We start from the raw sequence: 24105 nt of genomic DNA on the forward strand, positions 1-24105 counted from the left end.
TCTGGCTGTTGCCAGTAAATCAGCCAAACTCCGGTCCGTGCTTCCAAAGCTCGCTCCATGGCTTGCGCGTGGGGCCGCATACGAAAATATCCGGGTGATCGATGGTTTCCTCATTGGCTATGCCCAGGGCATTAGCCGTGTGGCCAGCCAGGCGACACTGGGTGAAGAGCTCATCGGCGCGCTCGTGCGAACTTCCCAACACGATAAATGTGCCGAGCGGCGTTTGCGGATAGCCTCGCAACCATCCCGTATTGACCGCGCTGATCGGCACGGGCAAATGGTAGCGCTGACCCAGTAGCGCTATGGCGCCGTACTCGCCATAGTTGCCCACCACAATGCCCAAGCTGGCTTGCTGTTCGGCAGGCAACGCATCACGTATGGTCGCCACTCGCGCGACGATTTCGTCCCAGCCGATTTCCTCGCGTAGGTCGGTATTGTTTTTGAGCGCAAAGTCGCGCAACGGACCGCTCGATGCGATGGGCACGATGCGCAAGGTCGCGTAGATGCCGACGGCGAAGACGCCCGCAAAGGCCAGCGAGGCGATTCCGTATTTCCAGGTCGGGCGCAGCGTGCGCAACCATCGTTCGCTCACAACCGCGCCCATGGCCAGCACCATGGGGTAAGCGCCGCCGGTGTAATAGAAGCGTCCCCGGGCAAGCAGGAACAGCACGACCGGCACCACGTACATCCAGGCCAGCATGCGATAGTGGCGATGCTTGAAGTAAACGAACAGGCCCGCCAGCCAGACAGGTGCAGCGAACAGGTTGGCACCCAGCAGAAATTGATCGCGCAGGAAACCGTCGGCACGGCCCTGATGCACGTCGCGCGCGTGGATGCCTTGAAGAAAATGGTACGAGATGAAGTCGTGCCGGATCAGCCACGCCAGGTTGGGCGCAAATATCAGTAACGCGATGGCACCGCCAACCCAGAACCAGCGATTGACGACATATCGCCGCGCGTCGGTGAGCAATACGCCCACCAGCACGCCGGCGAGCTCGAACGTCATCGAATACTTGGTCTGCATGCCAAGCCCGGCGAATAGGCCAATGGCCATCCACCAGCGTGGCTCGTCGTCCCGCAGCAGGCGAATCGTGCACCACGCGATAAGCACCCACCAAAGCAGGTCGAACGAGGAATACTGGAATTCCGTCGCCCAGAACAAGGGCAATGGCGACAGCGCGACAGCGACCGCCGTAAAGGTTTGTGCGAGCCGTCCACCACCCAGGTCGCGCGCCATAAGCCCGCTGGCAATAATCACCAGCATCTGCGCGAGCACCGAAAACAACCGCAGGCCAATCAGCGACAGGCCAAACATCTTCAGGCCCAGGTGCTCCAGCGCGGCGGTGAGCGGCGGGTAGGGCACAAAGCCCCAATCCAGACGCTGGGCATCGCTGAGAAATTGCCACTCATCCCGATGAAAACCGTACTGTCCGTTGGTCAACATGTGCGCCATGCCGAAGAGTGCGGCGATGATGAGCACCGGTGTCGCGCTCGCGCGCTCCCCCGGTGTGGCGCGTTGAACCGGAACACTGCTCGCAACCATACGTGCGTCCTTGAAAGTAGTCGACTGTTTACTCGCGCGCCTGCCCGGCTCCCCCGGCGGCAATTGCTTTACTTGCCTAAAATAGCCAATGTGGGATAGTCAATGTTGGCCTTGGACCATCACCCGTCGCGGATATTTTTGGCAACTTGCCAAGCGAGTCGCTTTTGCGAAGGGAAACCATGTTCGGTCAACGCTTTCTGGTCATTTATTCCGGTGTGCTCACGGCGGCGTTTGCGGTATCGATGCTGGCTGGGTTAACAAAGAGTCCTGTCGCGACGTTTGATGAAATCAATGTCCACCGTATCAAAGTGCGCGAGCCCGATGGCACGCTGAGGATGCTGATTTCCGACAGTGCGAAATTGCCTGGCGTGATCGTCAAGGGAAAAGAGCAGCCCAAGGTCGACCGATCATAGGCGGGAATGATTTTCTTCAACGACGAAGGCTCGGAGAACGGCGGCCTGATCTTCGGTGGAAAGCGCGATGCACACGGGGACGTGGTGGACTCTGGAGGCAGCCTGTCCTTCGATCGCTACAACGCAAACCAGGTCGTGCAGCTTCTGGGCGTCGATGACAGAGACAACCGCATGGCGGGTATGGCCGTCTCGGACAGCCAGGAAAACGGTAGCGGGCATCGCCGTCTCTGGGTGGGAAGATCCGCCGACGGATCGGCGCTGCTGTCGTTGATGGATGGCGGCGGCAACAAACGCATCCAGATGAAGGTGGCCTCCGACGGCGCGGCCGAAATCGATTTCCTCGATGCGAATGGGAAAGTCATCAAGGCGATCAGGGGAGATAGTGCCTCGCCGTAAAATTTATCGATGGGAATGTCCATTTCCACCCGTTGCTGCCGGTGACGGCCGTCCGCTTTTTACGCGGCCAATTTTCAAGCAGGGGGGCCTTAGCTGGATCGCTGAGGAGAGGCTTCCTTTGCATTCAGCGAAACGTGAAACAATCTTGGCCTAAAAGAGCTTCTGACGATGCCTCCGACCACGCCAAGTGCGATCGCTTCAAACAGCATTAGGGGAACAAAGGACATGCCGATGCCGATGAGAACGGCGTCCACGCCAGCAGTAGAAAAGAAAGCTCGGAACCTTTCGGTCGGCGCAGAACAATCGATGGACGATCCAGACTGATGTCGCTCACTGGTCAATCGCCATGACGGCCACGTAGCTTTCCAGTTGCAGTGCCCGATCACGGATGAAGTTGGTGGCATCATCTGCCTGCATCGGCACATACATCGTGCCTTGCCGCGTTTCGTAAAGCGCGCCGCGGGCTTTCGCTTCTTGATCCCGAAAGGTCAGCCAAGTTCTCTGCGAGGCGCGAAGATCGGCAGCGACATTTGGCGGCAGCTTGCGCATCAAGGTGGCGTACGCAGCGTTCATCCGGTGATCGTAGGCCTGCGTTGCCGTCGCCTCACAATCGGTCTGGCCAGCCGTCGATGCGTTGGCGGCATCATTGAGGCAATGATTGAGTACCACTGCTGTCGGGTCCTTTGATCCTGCGGCGAAGGCGGCCACCGGCAAACTGACCACCAACATCGCGACAAATTTTTTGCTGATATGCAAGGACCGTTTCCTCGACCTGTAATAGTGATGTTGGCCTCAACGACATTACGCCTCACCAGCCGTAGCCTAACAATTCTTTTGCCTGATCCATCTTTCTTCTTTGTGTGCGCAGGCTGCAGACAAAGAGGCCGCCAGGCTATCGGACGGCTCGCACGCAGTGACGGTAAGGAAGCCTTGAATTCAGCCCTTAAAAGACATGTGCCGTCAGCCAAATCTGCCAACTGAGTTCGACGAGATGCTCTCTGCCGGGATCAGTGCTACGCACCTTCAAAGGAACTTCAGATGCCTGGCTATATCTTGGTATGGCATTGAATAGCTTGGCGCGCAACTTTCCGACCGCGGCGGCCTACTTTCGGGAAACCGGCAATGCGCAGCAAACTCTCGCAGCGTTGCCTCGCGATCAGCGTATCGATTGGCAGCATCGGTAGTGTGCTCGCTACAGCTGTGCCAGTCGCTACAACGGTGACTAGCCGATGAGATCTCACTCCTGCACAGCGCCACCTACTTCAGCCGCGGGGACCAGCGCTACGCTCCGTTTACGTCGATCTCGAAGACGAAGGAACGAGCGTTCGACGAGATAGTGGAGCAGGGCGGCGATGCCGACGGCGACCAGTACGCAGCAAAGAAATGTCACGATGCCGCGGTGGTTGAGGGAGGCGGGCAGGTAGCGGACTGCGATTTTCAGCGAGGCTTTGTGCGTCAGATATATGCTGTAGGACGCGCCGGCGATCCAGGCGACGCCCGGCACTCGCGTTTTGCCGAGCAGGCCGGTGGGGCTGGCGGCGGAGGCGACAAGCAGGGCGAGGCCGATGGACAACATGGGGAAACCAAATACGAAGGCGGCGAAGGTGAGGGTGTCGCGGAATATCCAGGCCGCAAAGCCGACGACGATGATGCCCAGAATCGCGAGCGCATTGGCATTGCGCTGAAGACGCTGCCATAGCGGCTGCCGGTAGACGCTCAGCATGGCCAGAGCAACGCCGCACATCAGGCCATCGAGGCGAGCATAGGTGGGGTAGTAGACCAGCTGCATGTAACGCCAGATGTCCATTTCCCACACGCCACCGTCGGCGGGCGCGGCGGACTGCGACCATGCAAATCCACGCCAGGCCATGCCCAGCAGCATCAGGCTGGCCATGACAACGACGACGCGCCTCGCACGGATTCTCGGCGCCAGCACGAGTATGGCCAGTGGAAAGAGCAGGTAGAAATATTCCTCGACGCACAGCGACCATGCCGAAGAGAACGCATGCGGGACACGTTGGTCCACGAACAGGTTCATGGTGAACGTGAGGAACTGCCACAGCGGCTGGATCACCGGCTGCTCTCTGAGTCCGGGCGCGGCGAAATAAATCGCCACCACGACCAGATACGCAGGCAGGATGCGGTAGGCGCGCTGACGGTAGAACGCTTTCAGGTCCAGCCGGCCACTGCGTTCGTAGCGCACAAAAAGCTGATGGCCAATCAGGTACCCGCTCAGAACGAAGAACAGATCGACACCCATCCAGCCATAGCTTTCGATCCAGCCGAAGCCGTTCCCCATGCCGCCGACCAGCCACGAGTGAGTACAGATAACCGCGACAATGGCCAGGGCGCGCAACAAGTCGAGGCCGGGCAAGCGTTGCATGCATTCTTTCCTTGAAACGATAGCGAAGGATAACGACTTTCAGCTGGCCGCCGGCTTGTTCCGGCGCACCTCAGCAGTGGCTTCGCTGCCTGATTAGCTTCGCACCATGCCAATCGTTCGCAGCCACACCTCGACCAGCGCGGGCCAGCCGCTGATCGGAAACTTGCTGGGCCGCAGGCCGAACGCGTGGCCGCCGTTGGCGTAGAGGTGCATTTCCACCGGCACGCCGGCTTTCTTCAACGCGGCGTAATAGACCAGCGACTGCTGCACGCCATCCACGTCGTCGTCCTCTGCCTGGGCAAGAAACGTCGGTGGCGTGTCGTGAGAAACCGGGACATTCTTATTCAACTTGCCACCGTCTGTGGTGAGGTGGCCGGGGTAAATCGCGATGGCGAAATCCGGTCGGCTGCTTTCCCTGTCGGTCGCATCCATCGGCTTGTACAGGTCGTGCTTGAAGCGCGTGCTGGCTTCGGCCACCAGATAGCCGCCGGCCGAAAATCCGAGCACGCCCACCTTGTGCGGATCGATATGCCATTCGGCGGCGTGCGTGCGCACCAGGCGCAGCGTGCGCTGGGTATCTTGCAGTGACGGTACGGACGTCGTCAGATTGTGCGGGCGACAATCGCATTGCCAGACATACGGCACGCTCGGCACGCGATACTTCAGCAGCACGCAGGTGATGCCGCGGGATGTCAGCCAGTCGCATACCTCGGTGCCTTCGAGATCGATGGCGAGTATCTGAAAGCCGCCGCCCGGAATGACCACGACTGCAGCCCCGGTGTTCCGGCCCTGCGGGGCATACACCGTCATCGTAGGGCGCGTGACGTTGGTGATGGCAGCGTAGGTTTCGGCGGGAGTCACGCTAACGGTTTCGGGACCGGGCGCCGGCTGCCCGTCGGGCGTGGCTTTCGGCCAGATCGGTATTTGCGTGTGGCCGGCCGATGGTTGCCAGACGGTCGTGTTGGCGTGGACGCTTGGGCCAAGGGCCAGCAGACATGCGGCGATCATCCAGCGCTTCATGAGGCTCCCTGCTTCCGGCACGTGGCCAGCGTTGCACGATTCGAATAAGGATTCATCGGTGAACCGAAGATGCCAATCATGCCCAACGCATCGGCCGTGATGCAGCGCCTGCGATGGCTTTTTGCGGGCAGGCAGCAGGGGCCACCGTCTGTCATTCGATCATGCGGTGGCCGGCGGCACGTTGCCGTCTCTTGGTCCGGTTTCCACCGGTAAGGCGACAGATCAGGCGATCAAGGCGACGCGCGATAAACCTTGTCTTGCGGTGGAACTCGGGCTCGGTCCATGAATGGTCCACCCGCCACTCGACGAGCCGGAAGCGGTTAGCTCCACATGCCCGCTGTCACCTTCGCGGCCAGCACACGGGCTGTTGGCGGAGCGCTGGCTCATGAGCACTCCGCCGAGATCACTTATTACCAGCCGCGGTAGTAGTAATGCGGGTGTCCATAGTAACCGCCGCGGGGCGGCACCACGATGCAGCCGGACAGCGCGGCCAGCATCGAGAGAGTCACAAGAGTCAGCAGAAGTTTTTTCATGGCATCACCTTTTCCGGTTTTGATCCATCGGTTGGTGGGCACAAGAACGATCTGCCGTCGGCGCTGTTGACGCGATTTTTTGAAACGCCTGAAACGGGTGGCGGTGTGTTCATCAACCCGACGACAACCTGACTGGACGAGAGGGAGTTAACCGCCCATACAGCGGCGTGACGCTCCACGCGATGGGATCGAGGTGCCGCCACCGCATCCCATGGGATAGCGACCTCGCTGTGAACCATCGACCGATCAGGTGCTGCGCCAAGCGTGAGCGATAGATACAAATGCTGATCGATCCGGTTCAGATGAAGATCGTCGTGCAGGTATTTTCACGACTTCATGCAAAGCGTGTCCCTAACCTCGGCACCAGCGTTCAACCACGAGCGCTGCGCGCCGTGATGACGCAGTTTCCGCGGCGCCAACCCATTCCCCCAGGAGTTTGCGATGAGCACGAACGACCATGATGTAAAAATTCTCAACGGCCTGATCGAGACCACCATCGACAGCGCCGAAGGCTACGAAGAAGCGGCCAAGGATGCCGACAATTCGCGCTTTACCGCGATGTTCCAGAGCCGTGGTTCGGAGCGTCACCAGGTCGCCTCGAAGCTGCAGCATCAGGTAGTGGCGCTGGGCGGCAAGCCGGAAGACAGTGGCACCGTGCTGGCGTCGGCGCACCGCGTGTTCGTCAACCTTCGTCACACGATCAGCAAGGGCGACACCGCGGTAGTCGATGAAGTCGAGCGCGGCGAAGACCACATTAAAGCCAAGTTCGAGGATGCATTGAAGGACAACGACGTGTCCATCGCGACCAAGCAGGTGATCACGGACGCGTATGCGTCAGTGCGCCAGGGCCACGACCAGATGCGCGACCTGAAGCACGCGCTGCACAATCAGCAGAGCTGAGTTGCATCACGCGTGATCGCATCGAAGAAAAGCCGCCTCAGGGCGGCTTTTCTTATCAAGAAGCTTTGTTGAGAGCGGCGTCGGTCCAGCGGACGCCGCCGTGGCGTCCGTTGCCCTGGGTCAGAAGGGCGGTAGCGAGGTCGGCTCGGCGATCGACGCCTTGTTTTGCCGTGCGCGAATCTTCGACATGGTGTCGTAGACGACCCTGCGCACACGCATGATCGAACCGATCGGGCGATGCGCCGCCAGACCGTGCCACGGGCTGAACGCCATGCCATCGTCGATGGCCGCCGAGCGGGCTTCGGACCAGGCCACCTGCCGCGGTACATGGATGTGCGCCACGGTGATGAACGGACTCTTGTTTTCCGGCCACGGCACCGAGGCATCTTCGATCGGCATGGCGTCGAGGTCGGTGCACAGCTGGACGCGCAGCTCCCACTGCGCCTCGTTGTGCGCAAAATAGTCGTTGACCGCGTCGCGGATGCCGTTGGGCCTGTCGTGCAGGTCCACCGGCGCGTCGGTGAGCGCCTTCAGAGCCGGCGATGTGGGAGCGATGGAGAACTTGGCGATATAAGGGCCATAGAGCGACGGCACCTGGCTGTAAAACGTTTCGCCCAGAATGTTGGTTTCCGGGTGGCCGCCCATGGCGATAACGGTGCCGCTCTTGCCGCCGAAGGCCTCGATCACTTTCTCGGTGCCGCGCGCGAGCGCCGAAAACGCCTTTTTCAGCGACTCGCCTTTGTCGGTGGTGGAGGCCAGCAGTTTCAGATTTTTCAGAAAGTGTTTGGCATCGGGTGCGCCGAACGCGGGGCCGTTGACCATCACGAAATCCTGCGTGGTGTCGCCTTCGCTGCCGGGCAGACGCTCGCCTTCGACACCGAGCAGCTTGATGGCGAGCGCGCGCGGCGTGGAAACCTTGTCGTCCAGCACGTCGCCCGGCACCGTGGAGAGGCGCAGCACCGCCGGATAGGTGCAGGCCTTGGAGAACAAACCTTGCGCCAATACCGGTGGCAGATGGTCGAGCACGCGTACTTCGCCTGTGAGCAGGCCGTGGCTCTTGGCGTGCACACCGCGCAGGCCGTGCTTGGTGTCTTCAAACGTCGTGTGGCTGATTTTTTCCAGTGTTTCGATCAGTCCGTGAATCGTTTCGGCTTCGCCGTCTTCCGGTTTTTCGAAGGCAGCTTGGTAGGGCAGCGGCGCAGCGGGGACAGTGGCGGTCATCAGGGCACTCCGATGGGGGGAAGGCTCATAAGCACATGGCCGCAGTCAACGTGAGGTGTGCACAGCGCGGCATACGCCGCGTCATCGATAAAAAGCCGCGCCAGGAGATCCGGGCGCGGCAAAAGGTATAAACCGACCACTGCCAGTGCATCGGTGCCATCATCGGAGGGGGCCGAACGGGCAGATGCGACGTTAATCAGCGGTCGTCTCAAATCCTGCGAATCAGCCGAGGTCGACTTTCTTGTTTTCCCCCAGCTGAGGCGGCTTGCCGGTGATGCGCGCTTTCAGATAGTCGAACGCCACGACCATGCGCGAGCCGGGCGCGTCCCAGTATTCGGCCTGGTGGACATCGACTTTCAGTAACGCGAGGTTGGGATCGGACTTGCCATCGGGGAACCAGGCTTTGAGCATATCGTTCCAGTGCGCGTCGATGTCGCCACGGTCGAATACCAGGCTCGCTTCGCCGGACAGGGAGACGAAGCTGTTATCCGCTGCGCTGGCGTACGCCGCATTGACCTGATGCTCGCGCTTCACCTGATCGGCCTTGGGCGAATCGGCGCGGGTAAAAAACCACAGGCAGCCGTCGTCGAAATGCTTCTGACTGGCCACCATCGGGCGGCTGCGCAGGCGGCCGTCGTCTTCGCTGGTGAGCATGGCAACGCGGGCGTCCTTGATGAGTGCCCAGATTTTTTCGCGTTCGTCGTGGGTGCTGGTCATGAGCGGTGACTCCAGTAGGGGAGTCGTTACGCTGGCAGCCGGCCGGTGAATGCGAAGGCAAACCCATGCATGCGCGGCGACGACATCCGGCATGTGCTGCAGCCGCACATCCGTGCGAGTACGCGCCCTCACACGACCTATACGCGGCCGCAGTGCAGGATGCGCCACCCGGTGCCGCACGCGCCTCAACCTTTTGCAACACTGACGGAGTCTCCGCCCATGCTCGTTACCATCCTGCTGGTTATTCTCATTCTGGCGCTTATCGGTGGCCTGCCGCACTGGGGCTATTCGCGTTCGTGGGGCTATGGCCCCAGCGGCGGCCTGGGCCTGATCGTGATCATTCTGGTCGTGCTGCTGCTGATGGGTCGCATCTAAGACATCGGCCACATCCATAAAAAAGCCCGACGAGGATGTCGGGCTTTTTTATGGATGTTCATTCGTGAAGCGCTGCAAGTAACGGTCGGTCAGTTCGGATCAGCCCAGACCACGCGGCGTGCGGCGCGGTCGCTTCGGGCCAGGCGCCGAATGCTGGCCCTGGGCGGCATCGATCGCATCGATCCATCCGGCGCGCGATGAGGGGAACGCATCGGCGTAGGGCACATAGGGTTTGATATCGAGAATCGGTGTGCCGTCCAGCAGATCCATTCCGCGCACACGCAGAATGCGTTCTTCCACGGCGACCAGTTCGACCGCCGACAGCCCGATCGCATTCGGCCGATGCGGCGAGCGGGTTGCCAAGACGCTGCGCTTGCCGCCGCCGCGCGGTGGCCGCACTTCGGCTTTCCAGCCCTCGCTGCGGTGAAACGCGAACACCAGCCAGATGCGCTCGAACCCTGCCAGATCGCGAAACGCCGCTGCGGGAATACCCTCGACGAACTCGATGCTGGCCTCGGCTGTCTCGCCGCTTTCGGTGCCCTCCACCACGGTGGGTTGATGCGGCGCATCGATCCGTCGCGCATACGGCGAGCGCGCGAAGGCGATGGGTGAATAGGCGGGGAGCTCGCTGAGTACGTCTGGCATAGGGCAAGTATCCCATCCTCAACGCTGGCTCGCTGCCTGACGGATTTGTTGGTTCTGCAAGCACAGCGGCGATAGGTGTACTAGTGCTGTGCTCACTGGCCTTCGCCACACTTCCCAAATTCTCGCCGCGCGCGCACCATGCATCGCCTCCATAAAGTGTTCAAAGTGATTGCCCATGAGCCATGACGACGATGATTTCGAAACCGAGTTCGACTTTGACGAAGCCGATGACGATTCGGTCGAGTCGCAGGTCTGGCAGCTGCTGCGGCTGATCAATCCGGGCGACGACGACATGGCCATGCAGCAGTTCGTCGACTACCGCGAGGCGGTGGCCGAGGTCGAGCCCGAAGACGTGGTACCGGTAGAGGTGATCGGTCGCGTGATCGACTGGCGCTCGGGTTTTATCGTGGACGAGCACGATCTGCGCTCGCTGGTGCAGGCGATCGACGAGCTGGCCTCGCGCTGGAACCTCACGATCGACTGGAACGGCGATCCGGACGACGATGAATTCTTCGACGACATCGATGCGGCCGGCCTGTTCGGCATCGCCTACGATCGCCTCGCCGAATTCGGCTACACGCTGTGGGCGTGGGAAACCGAAACCGAAAGCCACGCCGGCTGGATGACGCTGACGCGGGACAACGAGCCGATGCGCGAACTGGCCACGGTGCTTGGCATCAATCTGCGCCTTGGCAGTGAGGTTGGCTGAGACGTTCCATGCGGAAATATCCTTTCATCAAGGTGGAGCCTGAAGTGCCTGCCGGGCGGCACGAGCGCAGGCGATGAGTTTTCCAAGGCGCGCCGTGCCAGCCATGCGAGTGCTGTTGCAGTGGGCGATGCTGCTGATTCCCATGGCACTGCTGGCGGCCTGCGCTGCGGCACCCGTACATAACCCACTCGCTACCTGGATACCTTCACCCAACTACGGCGAGCGCCGACCGCAGCTGATCGTGCTGCACTTCACCGATGAAACGTCGGTACAAAACAGCTTGAAGACGTTGCGTACCGGCAATAGCGAAGGACCGGTCAGCGCGCATTATCTGATCGGTGGCGATGGCCACATCTATCAGCTGGTCGCCGATTCGATGCGCGCCTGGCACGCCGGCGCTGGCCGCTGGGGCACGATCACCGACGTCAACTCCGCCTCCATCGGCATCGAGCTGGACAACGACGGTCGCGCGCCGTTTGCGCCGGCGCAGATCGACAGCCTTCTGCGCCTGCTCACCGACCTCACCGATCGGCTGCATATTCCACGCACGCAGGTGGTCGGTCACGAGGATTTCGCACCCACGCGCAAGAACGATCCCGGCCCGCTGTTTCCGTGGAGGCAGCTGGCCGATGCCGGCTTCGGACTATGGCCGCAGGGGCCGTTGATAGACCCACCGCCGGGCTTCGATCCGTGGATGGCGCTGAGCATCATCGGCTATCCGCCGGACGATCGCGCGGCCGTGATCCGCGCATTTCATCATCATTACCGCGGCATGGATGGTGATGGCATCGATGCGCAGGATCTGCAAATTCTGTACGTGCTCACGCGCCAGCTGCTGCCGGCTCAGCCCATATCACCGCGGCCCGCGTCGCAGCCGTGAGGAAAGGCCTGCCGAGACAGTTCACGATCACGGCAGGTTCGGCCATCACGCCGACTTTTGCCTGCGCTTTTCCGACGCGCGCTGCTCCATCCAGTCATACAGCACCGGCAGCAGGATCAGGGTCAGCAGGGTCGAGGTGATCAGACCACCGACGACAACGGTCGCCAGCGGCCGCTGCGTTTCCGCACCTACCCCGCTGGAGAGCAGCATCGGCACCAGGCCGAGAATCGCCACGCTCGCCGTCATCAGCACCGGACGCATGCGCAGCGCGGTGCCGCGGATGACCGCATCACGCACGTTCAATCCTTTTTCGCGCTGCTCGTTCAAGAAGCTCACCAGCACGATGCCGTTCAACATGGCCACACCGAACACGGCGATAAATCCGATCGCCGACGGCACCGACAGGTATTGCCCGGTGATCGCCAGCGCCACGATGCCGCCGATCGTGGCGAACGGCACGTTGGCCAGGATCAGCGCGGCGTGCTTGATCGAATTGAATGCGGTATACAGCAGCACGAAGATGAAGAAGATCGTGGCCGGCACGATCAGCGAAAGCCGCTTCAGCGCACGCTGTTGGTTCTCGAACGCGCCGCCCCATTCGCTGTAGTAGCCGGTCGGCAGCTTTACTTGCTGGGCGATCGCCGCGTTGGCCTCGCGCACAAAGCCGTCGATGTCGCGGCCGCGCACGTCCATCTGGATCACCGCATAGCGCTGCAGCTGCTCGCGGCGAATGAAGGAGTAGCCTTCGCCGTCGCTGACCTCGGCGACCTGCGCCAGCTGCACCAGCGCGCCACCGGCGCTGCGGATGGGAATACGCCCGATCGCCTGCAGCGAGGCCTTGTCCGCGTCGTTCAGGCGTACCGCAATGTCGAAGCGCTTCACGCCGTCCAGCAACGTGGTGACCGGCTCGCCGCCGATGCCGTTCTTGACTACGGTCAGCACGTCGTCGGCATTGAGGCCGTAACGCGCCAGCGCATCGCGATCGACCTTGATGCGGATCTGCGGTTTGCCGATATTCGCCTCGAGCGCGAGATCGGCCACGCCGGGGACGCCGGCCAGCACGTTCTTCAGCCGCGCACTCAAACGATCCAACTCGCCCAGATCGTCGCCGTAGATCTTCAACGCCAGCGTGGCGCGCACGCCGGAAATCAGTTCCTCGATACGCATCTGTATTGGCTGGGTATAGCTCACCATGGCGGTCGGCAGCGCGTCGGTCAAGGCCGCCTGCATTGCGGCCTCGATGCTCTCCAGTGTCTGGCCACGGCGCCACTGGTCCTTCGGCTTCAGCGGCGTATAGACTTCCATATAGTTGACGTCCGCGGTCTCGCCTTTTTCGGCGCGGCCGATCATCGCCAGCGTGGTCTGTACTTCGGGAAACTTCTGCTGGATCAGCGCGGAGACCCGATTCGACAGCCCGATCGATTCGTCCAGCGACGCGGATGGGATCGAGGTGATGCGCCACATGATCGCGCCCTCTTTCAGGTTCGGCATGAACTCCTTGCCGAGAAACGGAAACAGCGCGAGGCTGCCGAGCAGCGCGGCTACGGCCATGCCGAGCACCCGCTTGCGACGCGCCAGCGACCAAGCCAGCGCGCTGGCGTAGCGGCGTTTTAGCCAGCCCACCAGGCGGGTGTCCTTTTCCTCTTTCGGCTTCAGCACCAGCGCGGCGAGTACCGGTATCAGGGTCAGCGCGAGGACCAGCGAACCGGCCATCGCGAAGCCGATGTTGAACGCCATCGGCTTGAACATCTTGCCTTCCAGCCCCTGCAGGCTGAAGAGCGGCAGAAACACCACGATGATGATCCCGATCGCAAACGCCATCGGCTTGGCCACTTCGCGCGCGGCGGCGAGCACGGCGGCGCTGCGATCGACCGGGCCACCTTCGGCCTTGCGTTCGGCCATGATGCGATAGGCGTTCTCCACCATCACCACCGCGCCGTCGACCATCATGCCGATACCGATCGCCAGCCCCGCCAGCGACATCAGATTGGCGGACAGGCCGAGCCGGTCCATGCAGATAAACGCGATCAGCATCGCCAGCGGCAATGCCACCACCACGACCAGCGCACTGCGCAGTTCGCCGAGAAACAGAAACAGCACCAGCGCCACCAGGATCGAGCCCTCGATCAGCGCGCGTACCGCCGTGCCGACGGCCGCGTCGACCAGCTCGGTGCGTTCGTACACGGGTTTCACCACGACGCCCGGCGGCAGCGCCTGTTTCACCGTATCGAGCTTGGCCTTGATTGCATCGACCACGCTCTTCGCGTTTTCGCCGATGCGCGCCAGGCCCATGCCCAGCACCACCTCCTTGCCGTCGCGGGTGACGGCGCCCGTGCGCGGTGCCGCGGCCTCTTCCACGGTGGCGACATCGCGCACGTAGACCGGTGTGTCGTCCTCGGTCTTCAGCACGATATGGCCAAGGTCTTTCGCGTTCTGGATCAGGCCCAGGCCGCGCACGAGATACTGCTCGCGGCCGACATTGATAAAGTTGCCGCCGACCTGCGCGTTGTTGGCCTGCAGCGCCTCGATCACTTGCTTGAAGCCGAGCTGGTGACCGATCAGCTTCAGCGGATCCACGCGCACCTGGAACTGTTTTTCCTCACCGCCCCACGAGGTGACGTCGTCGACGCCCGGCGCGGTGCGCAGAATCAGCCGGATATTCCAATCCTGCAGCGTGCGCAGGTCCATGGCGTCCTTTGCACTGTCTTTCGACGAGGGGTCGGCGCGTTCGACCGTATACCAGAACACTTGGCCCAGGCCGGAGGTGTTCGGGCCCATCTCCGGCTTGCCGTAGCCGGCGGGCAAACGGTCGCCGACCTGCTGCAGGCGTTCGTTCACCAGCTGGCGGGCGAAATAGACGTCCATGTTGTCGTCGAAATACACCGACACGAACGACAGCCCGAACAGGCTGACCGAGCGGATCTGTTCGACCTTGGGCAGGCCGGCCAGCGCCGATTCCACCGGCGTGGTAAGCAGTTGCTCCACGTCTTCGGCGGCGAGGCCGGAGGCTTCGGTATACACGCTGACCTGCACTGGCGTGACGTCGGGGAAGGCGTCGATAGGCAGCTGGCGCACGGCCTTAAAGCCGAGAAAGCCGATAACGACAAAAACAATCAGCACCAGCACCTTGTAGCGCAGCGAGAGTTCAACCAGACGTTCGAGCATCAGTCTTCTCCCAGCTGCGAGCGGAGCAGTCGCGCTTTCAGGGCGAACGCGCCCTGGCGCACATAGTTGTCGCCGGGTTTCAGGCCCTGATTGATGACTGTCCAGCCGTCCTGGGTTTCACCGGTCGTCACGGCGACCGGCTCGAACCGGCCGTTGCCCTGGTCGATGAACACGGTGGTCTGGTTCTGCAGCAGCACGATCGTCTCCGCCGGCACGGCCAGCTTCGGCGCGGCGTTGCCGACGCCGATGCGAACGTCGACGAGTTCGCCGGCGTGCAGCAGATCCTTGCTGTTGTCGACCTCGATGCGAACCGGCACGGTGCGCGTGCGCTCGTCGGTCTGGTGCGACCGCTGCGCGACTTTGCCGAGCAGCGCCGCGCCATGGACGAGTAGGCGTGCGGGCTCGCCGGGTTGCAGTTTTTCCGCATCGGCCGGCGCCATCTGTGCCACGACCCAGATCAGGTCCTCCTGCACTACGGTGAACAGCATGCGGCCGGGTTCGACGCGCTCGCCCACCAGAAACTCGTCGCTGGCAATCCGTCCGGCGCTGGGTGCCAGCAGCTCGAAACTGCCGTCGGCGGCGGCCGAGCCTTTGCGCAGCAGGGCGCCGATCTGGCCGTCCGAAAGGCCGTACGCGCGCAGCTTGGCGCGGGCCTGATCGCGCTGCACTTTGGCCTCGTTGTAGCGGCGCGCCGAGACGGCCTGTTCGCCCAGTGCGGCGATGCGCTGCCAGTCCTGCGAAGCCACGATCAGCGCGCCCTGCGTTTCGGCCACCTGCACGCTGGAAAGCGTGACCAACGGCTGACCGGCTTTCACCACATCGCCGAGCCGGGCTTTGCGGGCCAGCACCAGAGACTCCACGCGCGGGGTGACCAGCACGGTGGAGTAGGCGTTGGTCTTGACCTCGCCAGGTGCCTTCAATTCGTCGCTGAGCGTGCGCGAGCCGATCTTGTCCAGCACGATGCCGGCGTCCTTGATCGCTTGGGCATCGAGCGACAGCGGGTTGGCCGGTGCAGCCTCCTGGCCTATGGCGATGCTAGAAACGGCGACCAGCAGCACCAGAGAAAACAAGCGGCGTCGAAACAAAGAAATGATCATCGGGAGGCGTCCTGTGTGCGGCCGTCGAGCCAGTCGGTCAGACGGCCCGCGGCGGTGAGATAGTCGAACCACGTCTGCCAGGTCCTGCTTTGCAGTTCGTCGCCGGACAGGGCGGTGTCCAGGCTTTGCTTGAGTTGAACGAGATAGTCGGAGGTGGTGATTTCACCGGCGGCCCAGAGCCGTTCCAGCAGCGCAGTGCGATCCTCGAACGCGGCCGCACGGCTGCGGCGAAACGCTGCGCTGGCGTCTCGCAGCGCGGTGTAGCGTGCCTGCGCTTCCTGCAGTCCGGCGCGCAGGGAGAACTGGCGTGCACGCACGCCGGCCGCCGCAGCGTCGGCTTCCGATTGGGCTGCAGCCACGTCGGCGCGGCCGGTGTTGAACACCGGTAGCGGAACGGACACGCTGACGCCGATCACGCGCTCGCTGAGCGCTCCGCTGCGCACGCGGCCGCCGGTAAGGCTGAGTGTGGGGTCGGGAATACGTGCGCGACGTGCCACCTGCACACCCGCCTCGGCGCTGGCTTGCCGCGCCTGTGCCTGGTGCAGTTCGGGCAGCTCGTCGACGGGCCGCGCAGTGACGCTCTCGACGGCGGGTAGCAGATCGTCGGGTAGCGGCAGCAGGTCGTCGCTGGCTCGATCGCCGCTGATCGCCATGAGCGACGCGCGTGCGGAGGCCTCATCGCTGATCAGGTTCGCCTGTTGAAGCTGCGCGTCGCTCAGCGCCAGCGCGGCCAGGTCGCGCTCCGGGCTACTGATGTCGCCGACCTTCAGCCGTTGCGCAGCCAGATCGTCGAAGCGCTGCATCAGCCTCAGCCGGCGCTGGCCCAGCGCGCTCTGCTTTTGCGCGAGTGCCGCCGTGGACCAGGCTTTCAGCCAGCGCGCGGCGACATCGCGCCGCAACAGGTCATAGCCGGCCTCACTGACGCGCACTTCGGCGTCGCCCTGGCTGGCGCGGGCCACGCGTTTGCCGGACAGATCCAACGCCAGACTGACGCCGACGGTGCGCCGATCGACGTCGGCGTTCTCGGCGTCCAGCGACAGCGATGGGTTATAGATCGGCTGCGCGGCGGCCAGCGCGCGGGCGCGAGCGGCGTCGAGCTCGGCGCGCGCCGCCTCGACTTCCGGGCTGGCTTTCCACACGCGAGCCAGGGCATCGCGCAGACGCGGTGAAGCGGCGGCGGTCGGCGTACCGACGGGTGTCGCCGCCCATAGGGCCGAAGGCGTGGCACCGAGCGCGGACGCAAACAGCAGCACGGCGCCGAGCGGCACCGAACGTAAAACGGACATGGAGCATCTCCTGAAAACAGTTCACGAAGCGATGCGCTGCAGACGCAGCGGCATCACGAAACGGAGGGTTTTCAGGCGATGGGTGGGCGCAGCAGCGAACCGGTGGTGGCCGGTTCGAATCCCGAATGGATGGCTAAAGACTCGAAACGCGTTTCCATCCTGGCGACGGAAAGCGAGGCGACAGCCGGCAGCGGCAGCGTATGCGCGCAGGCGCAGTGGCAGCCGCCGGCTTCACCCAGCACGCAGCCGCCGTCTTCATCTGCCGCTGTCGGGTCGGCGGGCGCATCGACCGACAGGCTGCTGGACGCAGCGAGGTTCTTGAGCGAGTCGCCCGGGTACGCGCCATCGGTCAGACAGATGGTACCCGCAGCGAGTTTGATCAGCAGCACCGCCACAGCGAGCACCCACAGGCCGCGATGGCGGCGCAGGCGACTCAGCAGCGATGGCATGGTGCGAAACATCCGCGAAGACTAGAGGACATCCGCACTGTTAGACAATTTCATTCGTCGGCGAATGTTCGCTTTTCGGGTGGCTGCCGCCGACGCATTGACCTTCCTGTCGCCGAAACGCATGCTCCGGCGCTGGTATCCATGCACTTCAGATCAACGGTGTATCGACATGCTTCAACTGATCGGCTTCGATGGCGACGACACCCTGTGGCACAGCGAGGACTACTACCAACAGGCGAATGCCGCGTTCGCCGCCATCGTCGGCCGCTACGTCGATCTGGCCGACGGCCGCGTGCAGAGCGACATGCTGGCGACCGAGCGGCGCAATCTCGAACTGTTCGGCTACGGCGCCAAGGGCATGACGCTGTCGATGGTGGAAACGGCGATCGCGATGACCGATCAGCGCATTTCAGCGAGCGATATCCACCGCATCGTCGAGCTCGGCAAAACGGTGCTGCAGCATCCGGTGGAGCTGCTACCCGGCATGCGCGAGGCGGTCGAGCAGGTAGCCGCGGACTATGCGGTAGTGCTGATCACCAAGGGCGATCTGTTTCATCAGGAAAAGAAGGTGGCGCAGTCCGGCGTGGCCGATCTGTTTCAGCGTATCGAGATCGTGTCGGAAAAAGATGTTAGGACCTATCGCCGTGTGCTCAACGAGTTCGCTCTGCAGCCGGCGCAGTTCGCGATGGTCGGCAACTCGCTGCGCTCGGACATCGAGCCGGTGGTGCGGCTCGGTGGCTGGGGGGTGCACTTGCCGTACCACGTAACCTGGGCGCACGAGCTGGAAACCGGGTTGGGTGACGACGAGCAGCGGGTGATTACTGTGGCGCTACCCGCCGATGTTCCGGCTGCCGTGGCCGAGCTGGCGCAGCGGGCCGCCTGATCGTCAGCGTCGTTGAATCGCCTCAGGCCGGATCGGGCGGCACATCGTCATCGAAGCCGGTGTAGCCCTCGGGAAAGATCGGCGTGCCGTCGTCTTCCAGGCCGGTCATATCGGCCAGCGCCTTGGCGGCGGCGGCCTCGGCGACATCCTTGGCGCGAAAGCTGCGGTTTTCGCAGATCGCGAAATACATCGGAAAGCCGTTGCCGCGCGGCGTCACGGCCAGATACGCGGTATAGCGCGAGCCTTCCAGCGTGGCCCCGGAACGGGCACGGTAGTGGTTGAACTCGCGCTCGGCCATGGTTGTTTTCTCGTGCAGCGTGCAGATTCGGTGCGCGCAGTGTATCGCCTTGCCGGTAACGGCGGCGCTAGCGGCGCTTCAGTCAGCCGCGCGGCTGTTCGATATCGTCCAGTGGCACGACCTGATGGAACACGCTGTAGTCGATGGTGCTGACGCCGTCGGCGCCCTCATTGACGAGATCGACGTAGCGATGATTCCAGCGCAGATCGCTGTGGCTCCAGCGCTGGCGCGCGAGCATGGACTGTGCGGTGGTTTCGTCGACGCCTTCGATGGTCAGCAGCAGGATCGATTGGTTGCGGTCCAGGCTTTCCGGCGTTTCGCCGAACAGCGGACTGCTGGCATCGATGACGTGCATCAGGCTCCAGCTGAGCACGAAGATCGGATGCCGGTCGCGCGTGAGTTTGAGGTCGTAGATTTTGCGCAGGCGAAAGCCTTCCGGCGAGGTTTCCAGCCGCAGCAGGTGCAGCTGCGCCGTGGCTTCGGCAATCACGTTCTGCCGGGTGTTGGCGGCGCGGATCATCAGCGTGGGCTGGCCGTCGATCATGCGCACTACCGGATAGTCGGCAAACAGGATCTTGGCGCGCGGCCGTGAGAAGCGCGAAAAGATCAGGCCGGTCACCACCGCAATGCTGACCATGCCGGTGAAGATCTCCACCGTTGCCACGATATGCGCATACACCGTCTGCGGATGCATGTCGCCGTAGCCGACGGTGGAGAGCGTTTCGACGCTGAAGAAGAACGCGCCGCCGAAGCCGTGCGGATACTGGTTGGCGATCGCGTTGTCGCCAAGCTGGTAGATCACCGCAAAGAGCGCGTTGAGCAGGAGAAAGATCGCGCCGATCAGACCGAAGAACACCGGCCAGCGAATGGTCAGCGCGCGATGGTAGATATCGTCCCAGAAGCGCCGCGACAGGCCGACGCTGACGAAGGCCCTGCCGCCGACATCGACAATGCGTGGACGCTGTCTGAAACGCTTGGGCGGTAAATTCATTGCAGGCCTAGGCTGGTGAAGATGCGGCACGGCCGCCGGTGCGGCGATTGTAGCGCCTGGCCCGCACGCATCCGGGGCGGCTCTGTGGCAAGCTGGCCCGCCGTGTTTCGGTCATGCGTCGATGCCTACGCCCTGCGATATTTCCTGTCCCTACTGCGGCGAGCCGATCGAGATTCTGGTCGACGAATCGGCCGGCGACCAGTTCTACATCGAAGACTGCCAGGTCTGCTGCCGGCCGATTTCGCTGAGCGTGCGCATCGATGACGACGGCGAACCGCAGGTCGGCGCCGCCGGTGAGAACGACGCTTGATGACGGCGGACCCTCCGGTTGCGCCGAGCGTGCCGCGCATCGTGCTGGACACCAACGTCTGTCTCGACCTGTTTTTGTTCGACGATCCGCATTGTGCGCATCTGATGATCGCGCTGCGCAACGGCTCGGTGCAGGCGGTGACGCGCGACGATTGCCGCGATGAATGGCGCCGCGTGCTGCACTACCCGCAGATCCCGATCGACGACGCCATCCGTCCCGCAGTGAGCGCGGCGTTCGATGCCTTGATCCATCCTCTGCCTGTCGACGAATCCACCGCGTCGGATACGGCATGGCTGCCGCGCTGCGCCGATCCGGACGATCAAAAATTTCTGCAGCTGGCACTGGCCAGCGGAGCGCGCTGGCTGATCAGCAAGGACAAGGAACTGCTGAAGCTGGACTGGCGATCACGCGCCGCGGGCCTGTTTCCGATCCTGCTGCCGCAGCAGTGGTCGCGGGCGATGGTTTGACGTGCTGACGGCCGACAGTCGTCAGTCAGGCGAACGCCAGAGCGCCAACGGCGGTGATGTCGATCCGCTGGGCGGCAAGCGCGTCGCGGGTGGCTTTGTCTGTCGCGGGCGTCACCGGACGGGTCAGATCCCACAGCACGTGCGTGCGAAAGCCGGATTCCACCGCGTCCTGGGCTGTCCATAAAACGCAGACGTCGCGCGCCAGTCCGCAGACATACACCTCGACCACGCCGCGCTCGCTCAGCCAGCCGGCCAGGCCGGTGCTGGGCCGGTGCTGGGCCGTTCGCCGTTCGGTCCGTGGTTTTCGCGAAAGCCGCTGTACGAATCCACGCCGGCACGGCTGCCTTTGCGGATGACGGCATCGAGCGCCGACCAGTCCACGCCGTCGTGCAGCGCCGCGCCGTCCGTGCCTTGCATGCAGTGGTCGGGCCACAGCGTCTGCGGATGGCCATACAGCTCGATCTGATCGAACGGCTTGCTGCCGGTATGCGAACTGGCGAACGACACATGGCCGGCGGGGTGCCAGTCTTGCGTGGCCACCACGTGCTCGAACAGGCCGGCGCGCAGCAACGCGTCGATGCCGGGCACGACCGCGTCGCCCTCGTGACAGGCGAGTGTGCCGCCGGGCATGAAATCCGGCTGCACGTCGACGACGATCAGGGCAGCGCGAGAGTCGATGACAGGTTTCATAGACGAGCCTTGCGGAAGGGCTTAGCGAGTCGAAGTTTAGCGTGCGCCGCCCGGGTCGGTTTTCGGATGCCTGCGCTTGATGCAGAATCGGCGCGGGGCAAGGACGAATCAGCCAGGGGAAAGCGATGGATCAGGTTTTCGGCGATACGGGATACAGGCAATCGGTGCTGGCGAGCGCGAGCTATCCGCGGACATATCGTTATTCCACTGCGGTGCGCTGGCTCATTTATGCGATTGCCGCCGCGATGATGGCCGGTGGCATCTGGATGGTGTTCATGCAAATCCGGCAAGCGTCTGCGCCGGCCGTGTTTCTATGGCTGGGCATGACTGCGTTAGGCCTGGGTTTGTTTATGGCGGCGTCCTGTACGGTCGCGTGCCTCACGCTGCGCGCCGATGCGATCGAGGTGCGCCGGCTTTTCAGTACGCGGCGGCTGCGTCGCGACGAGATCGAAGGCCGCCGCCTGGTGCCGACACGAGGTAAGCCGATATCGCTACTGGTAGCCAGAAGCGGTCCGCCGCTGCGGCTGGATTCGGGTTATCGGGGTGACAGCGTGCTGGACGCGTGGATCGCCACCCTGCCGGATCTGGACCGGCAGGAGCGCGACGCCTCGCAGGCCAGACTGGCGGCCGATCGCAGCTACGGCGCTAGCCCGCAGGAACGCCTGAGCCGCCTGGACACGGCGCGGCAGTTCGCCAAGGTGGCGCAGGTGGCGACGTTGGCGGTGAGCGCATGGGCATACGTGTATCCGCGCCCCTATCTTCCAGTTATCGCGCTGGTGGCCCTGCTGCCGTGGTGTGCGGTGGCCCTGGTCGGCTGGTCGCGCGGTCTGATCCGCTTCGATACCACGCGCAACGACGTGCGTCCGAATATTGCGATCATGCTGATCCTGCCCGGCGTCGTGCTGGGCGTACGCGCCTTGTTCGACACTCACATGCTGGATGTCAGCTCAGTGCTCGAATACGGCGTGGTGGTCGGACTGCCGCTGCTGGCCGCGGTGATGCTGGTAAACGGTCGCCGCGATCGGACGCGCGCCTGGGGCTGGGGCGCGCTGTTGCTAGCACTCGTTGCGTTGCCTTACGGTGCCGGCGTGCTGAGTCTGTCGGACGTGTTGCTCGATCAGCAGCCGCCGCAGGTTTTTTCGACGCAGGTGCAAGGCAAGTACATCTCCAGCGGCAAGCACCCGCAGCCCTATCTGGTGCTGGCACCGTGGGGTCCGGAAACGATGGGCGACAAGGTCGCGGTAAGCCGCGCCTACTACGCGCAGACGCCGGTGAACGCGACCGTGTGTGCGGCGCTGCACCCGGGTAGCGTCAAGCTCCGCTGGTTCGACTTGCGTGAATGCCCGTCGACGACGGCCGGCACCCACTCGGCGAAGCCCTGAGATGGTGAATAGGCTCTAAGCCAACACTTCACTGCATAATGGCGAGCCAACCCACGAGGAAGCGAGACTCTCCATGCATTACGACCAGAGCTGGATGGGGTTTGGCATGGTCGGCGGCATGCAGGCCGGCCTGATCTCCGCGTTGGCCGCGTTGCTGCTGTTCGTGGTGTTCCACTGGCTCGGTCGGCGCAACGCCTGGGGTGACGGCACGCAGATCGGCTGGACCGTGCTGGTGGCTGCATTGCTCACCGCCAGCGGCGACCTGTGGGATCTGTTCTATTTCAACTACGCGCGGCTGCAGTCGATAGCGCTACTGCGCGCCAAGCTGGCCGAGGTGCACGATCCGGACAGCATCGGCGTGCGCGTGCTGTGCGAGCTGCTCGGCATCGTGGTGGGCATCTACGCGGCGTGGGTGCTGTGTCATTCGCGGTGGGGAACGCGGCTGCTGCGTCGCCGCTGACGCCTACGGGGTGGCGCGAACGGTCTCGAGCCGGTGCGAGAACATCCACGGCCACAGTTCCGGTAGCGCGTACGCCGGCACCCACGAGCCGTGGTTGACGCCGGGAAATTCGGTATAGCGCACCTCGTCGTGCGCGGCCTGCAGCGCGGGATACAGGCGATGATCGTCGGTGAGCGGCACCACCGTATCGGCGCTGCCGTGGAAGATCCACACCGGCAGACCGCCGATGTGCGAGGCGACCCACGCATACGAATCCGCACCGGCGGGAAGGCCCAGCACGTGCAGCGCCGGCTCGTCGGCGATCGGGTTGATCGCGCCGCAGATGATCGCGGCGGCGGCGAACAGGCCCGGATGATCGATGGCGATCTGCCACGCGCCGAAGCCGCCCATCGACAGCCCGGTGAGGTAGAGCCGGTGACGATCGCCGTGGAATTCGTCGATGCTGTTCTGCATCGCTTGCAGCGCCATCTGCTCGATCGGCCCGTTCCAGTAGGTGTGCTCGGGCGCCTGAGGTATCACCACCACGGCCGGGAAGCTGGCGCCGTGCTCGCGCAACCACGGCGGCAGGCCTTGGGTCATCTGTTTGGTATTGTCGCTGCCGGCTTCGCCGCTGCCGTGCAGAAACAGCACGATGGGCCAGCGGCGTTTAGCCGTCCAGCCGTCCGGCACGAACACCTGGTAGCGATAAGCAGTTCCCTGTACGGTGACACTGCGTTCGACGAAGTGCGAACCGTCGGCGGCCCTCGCACGGAAGCTTGGCAGGTACAGCGAAAGCAGCAGGAGTATAGACAGCAGGGAAAAGCGCAGGCGCATCGGCGGTGTCCATGGAAAGGTCGGACTATTCAAGGCCCTCGCGCGGACAGGCGCAAGTCACCGTGCAGCATGGCGACGC

The 24105-nt window shown here is 63.2% G+C and carries 27 protein-coding genes and 1 pseudogene; 11 read left to right on the forward strand and 17 right to left on the reverse strand.

Annotated features, from left to right (window positions below):
* Positions 1 to 19: 19 nt before the first annotated feature.
* Positions 20 to 1543, reverse strand: coding sequence for a glycosyltransferase family 39 protein (locus tag HDE76_RS18250; protein WP_184509664.1), 1524 nt, complete (start codon positions 1541 to 1543; stop codon positions 20 to 22).
* Between the two features lie 179 nt (positions 1544 to 1722).
* Between HDE76_RS18250 and HDE76_RS20845 the strand changes: the two genes are divergently transcribed.
* Entirely contained in the window at positions 1723 to 1956 is a 234-nt protein-coding gene (locus HDE76_RS20845) for a hypothetical protein (protein ID WP_255481676.1), read from the forward strand.
* A 6-nt stretch (positions 1957 to 1962) separates the two neighbouring features.
* Entirely contained in the window at positions 1963 to 2352 is a 390-nt protein-coding gene (locus HDE76_RS20850) for a hypothetical protein (RefSeq protein ID WP_255481677.1), read from the forward strand.
* Between the two features lie 330 nt (positions 2353 to 2682).
* Here the strand turns inward: HDE76_RS20850 and HDE76_RS18260 are convergent, their stop codons facing one another.
* From HDE76_RS18260 to HDE76_RS20855, 4 genes are all read right to left on the reverse strand, one after another.
* Positions 2683 to 3108: a lysozyme inhibitor LprI family protein gene (locus tag HDE76_RS18260; RefSeq protein ID WP_221262477.1), complete on the reverse strand. Its 426-nt coding sequence runs from the start codon at positions 3106 to 3108 to the stop codon at positions 2683 to 2685.
* Between the two features lie 481 nt (positions 3109 to 3589).
* Positions 3590 to 4735: an acyltransferase gene (locus HDE76_RS18265; protein ID WP_184509666.1), complete on the reverse strand. Its 1146-nt coding sequence runs from the start codon at positions 4733 to 4735 to the stop codon at positions 3590 to 3592.
* Between the two features lie 93 nt (positions 4736 to 4828).
* Positions 4829 to 5755 carry an alpha/beta hydrolase gene (locus HDE76_RS18270; protein WP_184509668.1) on the reverse strand — a complete coding sequence of 309 codons (927 nt, stop codon included), beginning with the start codon at positions 5753 to 5755 and terminating at the stop codon, positions 4829 to 4831.
* Positions 5756 to 6165: 410 nt separating this feature from the next.
* Complete coding sequence (locus HDE76_RS20855; RefSeq protein ID WP_255457860.1) at positions 6166 to 6288, reverse strand: hypothetical protein; 123 nt, start codon at positions 6286 to 6288, stop codon at positions 6166 to 6168.
* A gap of 441 nt (positions 6289 to 6729) precedes the next feature.
* Between HDE76_RS20855 and HDE76_RS18275 the strand changes: the two genes are divergently transcribed.
* Positions 6730 to 7188 (forward strand): PA2169 family four-helix-bundle protein, encoded by a 459-nt coding sequence (locus tag HDE76_RS18275; RefSeq protein ID WP_179481308.1) that lies wholly within the window; start codon positions 6730 to 6732, stop codon positions 7186 to 7188.
* A gap of 120 nt (positions 7189 to 7308) precedes the next feature.
* Here HDE76_RS18275 and HDE76_RS18280 read toward each other — a convergent pair whose 3' ends face one another.
* The gene (locus HDE76_RS18280) at positions 7309 to 8409 is read right to left on the reverse strand and encodes a catalase family protein (protein ID WP_179481306.1); all 1101 of its coding nucleotides are present in this window, start codon (positions 8407 to 8409) and stop codon (positions 7309 to 7311) included.
* Positions 8410 to 8631: 222 nt separating this feature from the next.
* The gene (locus HDE76_RS18285) at positions 8632 to 9126 is read right to left on the reverse strand and encodes a pyridoxamine 5'-phosphate oxidase family protein (RefSeq protein WP_179481304.1); all 495 of its coding nucleotides are present in this window, start codon (positions 9124 to 9126) and stop codon (positions 8632 to 8634) included.
* A 219-nt stretch (positions 9127 to 9345) separates the two neighbouring features.
* On the opposite strand from HDE76_RS18285, the gene HDE76_RS18290 reads away from it, so the two are divergent.
* Positions 9346 to 9501: a DUF3309 family protein gene (locus tag HDE76_RS18290; RefSeq protein WP_179481302.1), complete on the forward strand. Its 156-nt coding sequence runs from the start codon at positions 9346 to 9348 to the stop codon at positions 9499 to 9501.
* Positions 9502 to 9600: 99 nt separating this feature from the next.
* On the opposite strand, the gene tsaA is transcribed toward HDE76_RS18290, so the two are convergent.
* Entirely contained in the window at positions 9601 to 10146 is a 546-nt protein-coding gene (tsaA, locus tag HDE76_RS18295) for a tRNA (N6-threonylcarbamoyladenosine(37)-N6)-methyltransferase TrmO (RefSeq protein WP_184509670.1), read from the reverse strand.
* 175 nt (positions 10147 to 10321) lie between these two features.
* On the opposite strand from tsaA, the gene HDE76_RS18300 reads away from it, so the two are divergent.
* The gene (locus tag HDE76_RS18300; RefSeq protein ID WP_179481298.1) at positions 10322 to 10855 is read left to right on the forward strand and encodes a hypothetical protein; all 534 of its coding nucleotides are present in this window, start codon (positions 10322 to 10324) and stop codon (positions 10853 to 10855) included.
* 73 nt (positions 10856 to 10928) lie between these two features.
* Positions 10929 to 11735, forward strand: a complete 807-nt coding sequence (locus tag HDE76_RS18305) for an N-acetylmuramoyl-L-alanine amidase (protein WP_184509672.1) — start codon at positions 10929 to 10931, stop codon at positions 11733 to 11735.
* A gap of 45 nt (positions 11736 to 11780) precedes the next feature.
* On the opposite strand, the gene HDE76_RS18310 is transcribed toward HDE76_RS18305, so the two are convergent.
* The 4 genes from HDE76_RS18310 to HDE76_RS18325 all read right to left on the reverse strand — a co-directional run bounded on the left by HDE76_RS18310 (position 11781) and on the right by HDE76_RS18325 (position 17732).
* Complete coding sequence (locus HDE76_RS18310; protein WP_184509674.1) at positions 11781 to 14900, reverse strand: CusA/CzcA family heavy metal efflux RND transporter; 3120 nt, start codon at positions 14898 to 14900, stop codon at positions 11781 to 11783.
* Complete coding sequence (locus tag HDE76_RS18315) at positions 14900 to 15997, reverse strand: efflux RND transporter periplasmic adaptor subunit (protein WP_184509676.1); 1098 nt, start codon at positions 15995 to 15997, stop codon at positions 14900 to 14902. Before HDE76_RS18315 ends, HDE76_RS18310 begins: the two co-directional genes overlap by 1 nt.
* Positions 15994 to 17283 carry a TolC family protein gene (locus HDE76_RS18320; RefSeq protein WP_184509678.1) on the reverse strand — a complete coding sequence of 430 codons (1290 nt, stop codon included), beginning with the start codon at positions 17281 to 17283 and terminating at the stop codon, positions 15994 to 15996. Before HDE76_RS18320 ends, HDE76_RS18315 begins: the two co-directional genes overlap by 4 nt.
* A gap of 71 nt (positions 17284 to 17354) precedes the next feature.
* Positions 17355 to 17732: a hypothetical protein gene (locus HDE76_RS18325; protein ID WP_255481678.1), complete on the reverse strand. Its 378-nt coding sequence runs from the start codon at positions 17730 to 17732 to the stop codon at positions 17355 to 17357.
* Positions 17733 to 17901: 169 nt separating this feature from the next.
* On the opposite strand from HDE76_RS18325, the gene HDE76_RS18330 reads away from it, so the two are divergent.
* A complete protein-coding gene (locus HDE76_RS18330) occupies positions 17902 to 18615 on the forward strand; it encodes an HAD family hydrolase (protein ID WP_184509682.1) in 714 nt (237 codons plus the stop codon).
* Positions 18616 to 18637: 22 nt separating this feature from the next.
* On the opposite strand, the gene HDE76_RS18335 is transcribed toward HDE76_RS18330, so the two are convergent.
* Together HDE76_RS18335 and HDE76_RS18340 are read right to left on the reverse strand one after the other, a co-directional pair.
* Positions 18638 to 18913, reverse strand: a complete 276-nt coding sequence (locus HDE76_RS18335) for a hypothetical protein (protein ID WP_179481285.1) — start codon at positions 18911 to 18913, stop codon at positions 18638 to 18640.
* An 82-nt stretch (positions 18914 to 18995) separates the two neighbouring features.
* The gene (locus tag HDE76_RS18340; protein ID WP_184509684.1) at positions 18996 to 19904 is read right to left on the reverse strand and encodes an ion channel; all 909 of its coding nucleotides are present in this window, start codon (positions 19902 to 19904) and stop codon (positions 18996 to 18998) included.
* 121 nt (positions 19905 to 20025) lie between these two features.
* On the opposite strand from HDE76_RS18340, the gene HDE76_RS18345 reads away from it, so the two are divergent.
* Positions 20026 to 20214, forward strand: a complete 189-nt coding sequence (locus HDE76_RS18345; RefSeq protein ID WP_179481282.1) for a CPXCG motif-containing cysteine-rich protein — start codon at positions 20026 to 20028, stop codon at positions 20212 to 20214.
* Complete coding sequence (locus HDE76_RS18350; protein ID WP_184509686.1) at positions 20214 to 20681, forward strand: putative toxin-antitoxin system toxin component, PIN family; 468 nt, start codon at positions 20214 to 20216, stop codon at positions 20679 to 20681. The genes HDE76_RS18345 and HDE76_RS18350 overlap by 1 nt, the downstream gene beginning before the upstream one ends.
* A gap of 25 nt (positions 20682 to 20706) precedes the next feature.
* On the opposite strand, the gene HDE76_RS20970 is transcribed toward HDE76_RS18350, so the two are convergent.
* Together HDE76_RS20970 and HDE76_RS20975 are read right to left on the reverse strand one after the other, a co-directional pair.
* On the reverse strand, positions 20707 to 21114 hold the full coding sequence (locus HDE76_RS20970; protein WP_343205737.1) for an isochorismatase family protein: 408 nt from the start codon (positions 21112 to 21114) through the stop codon (positions 20707 to 20709).
* Positions 21084 to 21371: pseudogene (locus tag HDE76_RS20975) on the reverse strand (nicotinamidase); the annotation flags it as partial. The pseudogene HDE76_RS20975 and the gene HDE76_RS20970, both read right to left, overlap by 31 nt.
* A gap of 125 nt (positions 21372 to 21496) precedes the next feature.
* On the opposite strand from HDE76_RS20975, the gene HDE76_RS18360 reads away from it, so the two are divergent.
* Together HDE76_RS18360 and HDE76_RS18365 are read left to right on the forward strand one after the other, a co-directional pair.
* A complete protein-coding gene (locus HDE76_RS18360) occupies positions 21497 to 22753 on the forward strand; it encodes a hypothetical protein (RefSeq protein ID WP_184509688.1) in 1257 nt (418 codons plus the stop codon).
* Positions 22754 to 22826: 73 nt separating this feature from the next.
* Positions 22827 to 23213 carry a hypothetical protein gene (locus HDE76_RS18365; protein ID WP_184509690.1) on the forward strand — a complete coding sequence of 129 codons (387 nt, stop codon included), beginning with the start codon at positions 22827 to 22829 and terminating at the stop codon, positions 23211 to 23213.
* A gap of 3 nt (positions 23214 to 23216) precedes the next feature.
* Here HDE76_RS18365 and HDE76_RS18370 read toward each other — a convergent pair whose 3' ends face one another.
* Entirely contained in the window at positions 23217 to 24026 is an 810-nt protein-coding gene (locus HDE76_RS18370; protein ID WP_179481273.1) for a prolyl oligopeptidase family serine peptidase, read from the reverse strand.
* Between the last annotated feature and the right edge of the window lie 79 nt (positions 24027 to 24105).

Origin of the sequence: Rhodanobacter sp. ANJX3 (genome assembly GCF_014200755.1) — a bacterium.
In the GTDB taxonomy this organism is placed as follows: domain Bacteria; phylum Pseudomonadota; class Gammaproteobacteria; order Xanthomonadales; family Rhodanobacteraceae; genus Rhodanobacter.

What these genes read in the sequence shown, in the direction of transcription:
- HDE76_RS18265 (WP_184509666.1), bottom strand. Translation starts at nt 4,735, where the DNA reads ATGCAACGCTTGCCCGGCCTCGACTTGTTGCGCGCCCTGGCCATTGTC.
- HDE76_RS18350 (WP_184509686.1), top strand. Translation starts at nt 20,214, where the DNA reads ATGACGGCGGACCCTCCGGTTGCGCCGAGCGTGCCGCGCATCGTGCTG.
- HDE76_RS18270 (WP_184509668.1), bottom strand. Translation starts at nt 5,755, where the DNA reads ATGAAGCGCTGGATGATCGCCGCATGTCTGCTGGCCCTTGGCCCAAGC.
- HDE76_RS18305 (WP_184509672.1), top strand. Translation starts at nt 10,929, where the DNA reads ATGAGTTTTCCAAGGCGCGCCGTGCCAGCCATGCGAGTGCTGTTGCAG.
- HDE76_RS18335 (WP_179481285.1), bottom strand. Translation starts at nt 18,913, where the DNA reads ATGGCCGAGCGCGAGTTCAACCACTACCGTGCCCGTTCCGGGGCCACG.
- HDE76_RS20850 (WP_255481677.1), top strand. Translation starts at nt 1,963, where the DNA reads ATGATTTTCTTCAACGACGAAGGCTCGGAGAACGGCGGCCTGATCTTC.
- HDE76_RS18285 (WP_179481304.1), bottom strand. Translation starts at nt 9,126, where the DNA reads ATGACCAGCACCCACGACGAACGCGAAAAAATCTGGGCACTCATCAAG.
- HDE76_RS18365 (WP_184509690.1), top strand. Translation starts at nt 22,827, where the DNA reads ATGCATTACGACCAGAGCTGGATGGGGTTTGGCATGGTCGGCGGCATG.
- HDE76_RS18330 (WP_184509682.1), top strand. Translation starts at nt 17,902, where the DNA reads ATGCTTCAACTGATCGGCTTCGATGGCGACGACACCCTGTGGCACAGC.
- HDE76_RS18250 (WP_184509664.1), bottom strand. Translation starts at nt 1,543, where the DNA reads ATGGTTGCGAGCAGTGTTCCGGTTCAACGCGCCACACCGGGGGAGCGC.
- HDE76_RS18280 (WP_179481306.1), bottom strand. Translation starts at nt 8,409, where the DNA reads ATGACCGCCACTGTCCCCGCTGCGCCGCTGCCCTACCAAGCTGCCTTC.
- HDE76_RS18325 (WP_255481678.1), bottom strand. Translation starts at nt 17,732, where the DNA reads ATGCCATCGCTGCTGAGTCGCCTGCGCCGCCATCGCGGCCTGTGGGTG.
- HDE76_RS18275 (WP_179481308.1), top strand. Translation starts at nt 6,730, where the DNA reads ATGAGCACGAACGACCATGATGTAAAAATTCTCAACGGCCTGATCGAG.
- HDE76_RS18360 (WP_184509688.1), top strand. Translation starts at nt 21,497, where the DNA reads ATGGATCAGGTTTTCGGCGATACGGGATACAGGCAATCGGTGCTGGCG.
- HDE76_RS18310 (WP_184509674.1), bottom strand. Translation starts at nt 14,900, where the DNA reads ATGCTCGAACGTCTGGTTGAACTCTCGCTGCGCTACAAGGTGCTGGTG.
- tsaA (WP_184509670.1), bottom strand. Translation starts at nt 10,146, where the DNA reads ATGCCAGACGTACTCAGCGAGCTCCCCGCCTATTCACCCATCGCCTTC.
- HDE76_RS18300 (WP_179481298.1), top strand. Translation starts at nt 10,322, where the DNA reads ATGAGCCATGACGACGATGATTTCGAAACCGAGTTCGACTTTGACGAA.
- HDE76_RS18315 (WP_184509676.1), bottom strand. Translation starts at nt 15,997, where the DNA reads ATGATCATTTCTTTGTTTCGACGCCGCTTGTTTTCTCTGGTGCTGCTG.
- HDE76_RS18340 (WP_184509684.1), bottom strand. Translation starts at nt 19,904, where the DNA reads ATGAATTTACCGCCCAAGCGTTTCAGACAGCGTCCACGCATTGTCGAT.
- HDE76_RS18320 (WP_184509678.1), bottom strand. Translation starts at nt 17,283, where the DNA reads ATGTCCGTTTTACGTTCGGTGCCGCTCGGCGCCGTGCTGCTGTTTGCG.
- HDE76_RS20845 (WP_255481676.1), top strand. Translation starts at nt 1,723, where the DNA reads ATGTTCGGTCAACGCTTTCTGGTCATTTATTCCGGTGTGCTCACGGCG.
- HDE76_RS20855 (WP_255457860.1), bottom strand. Translation starts at nt 6,288, where the DNA reads ATGAAAAAACTTCTGCTGACTCTTGTGACTCTCTCGATGCTGGCCGCG.
- HDE76_RS18290 (WP_179481302.1), top strand. Translation starts at nt 9,346, where the DNA reads ATGCTCGTTACCATCCTGCTGGTTATTCTCATTCTGGCGCTTATCGGT.
- HDE76_RS18345 (WP_179481282.1), top strand. Translation starts at nt 20,026, where the DNA reads ATGCCTACGCCCTGCGATATTTCCTGTCCCTACTGCGGCGAGCCGATC.
- HDE76_RS18370 (WP_179481273.1), bottom strand. Translation starts at nt 24,026, where the DNA reads ATGCGCCTGCGCTTTTCCCTGCTGTCTATACTCCTGCTGCTTTCGCTG.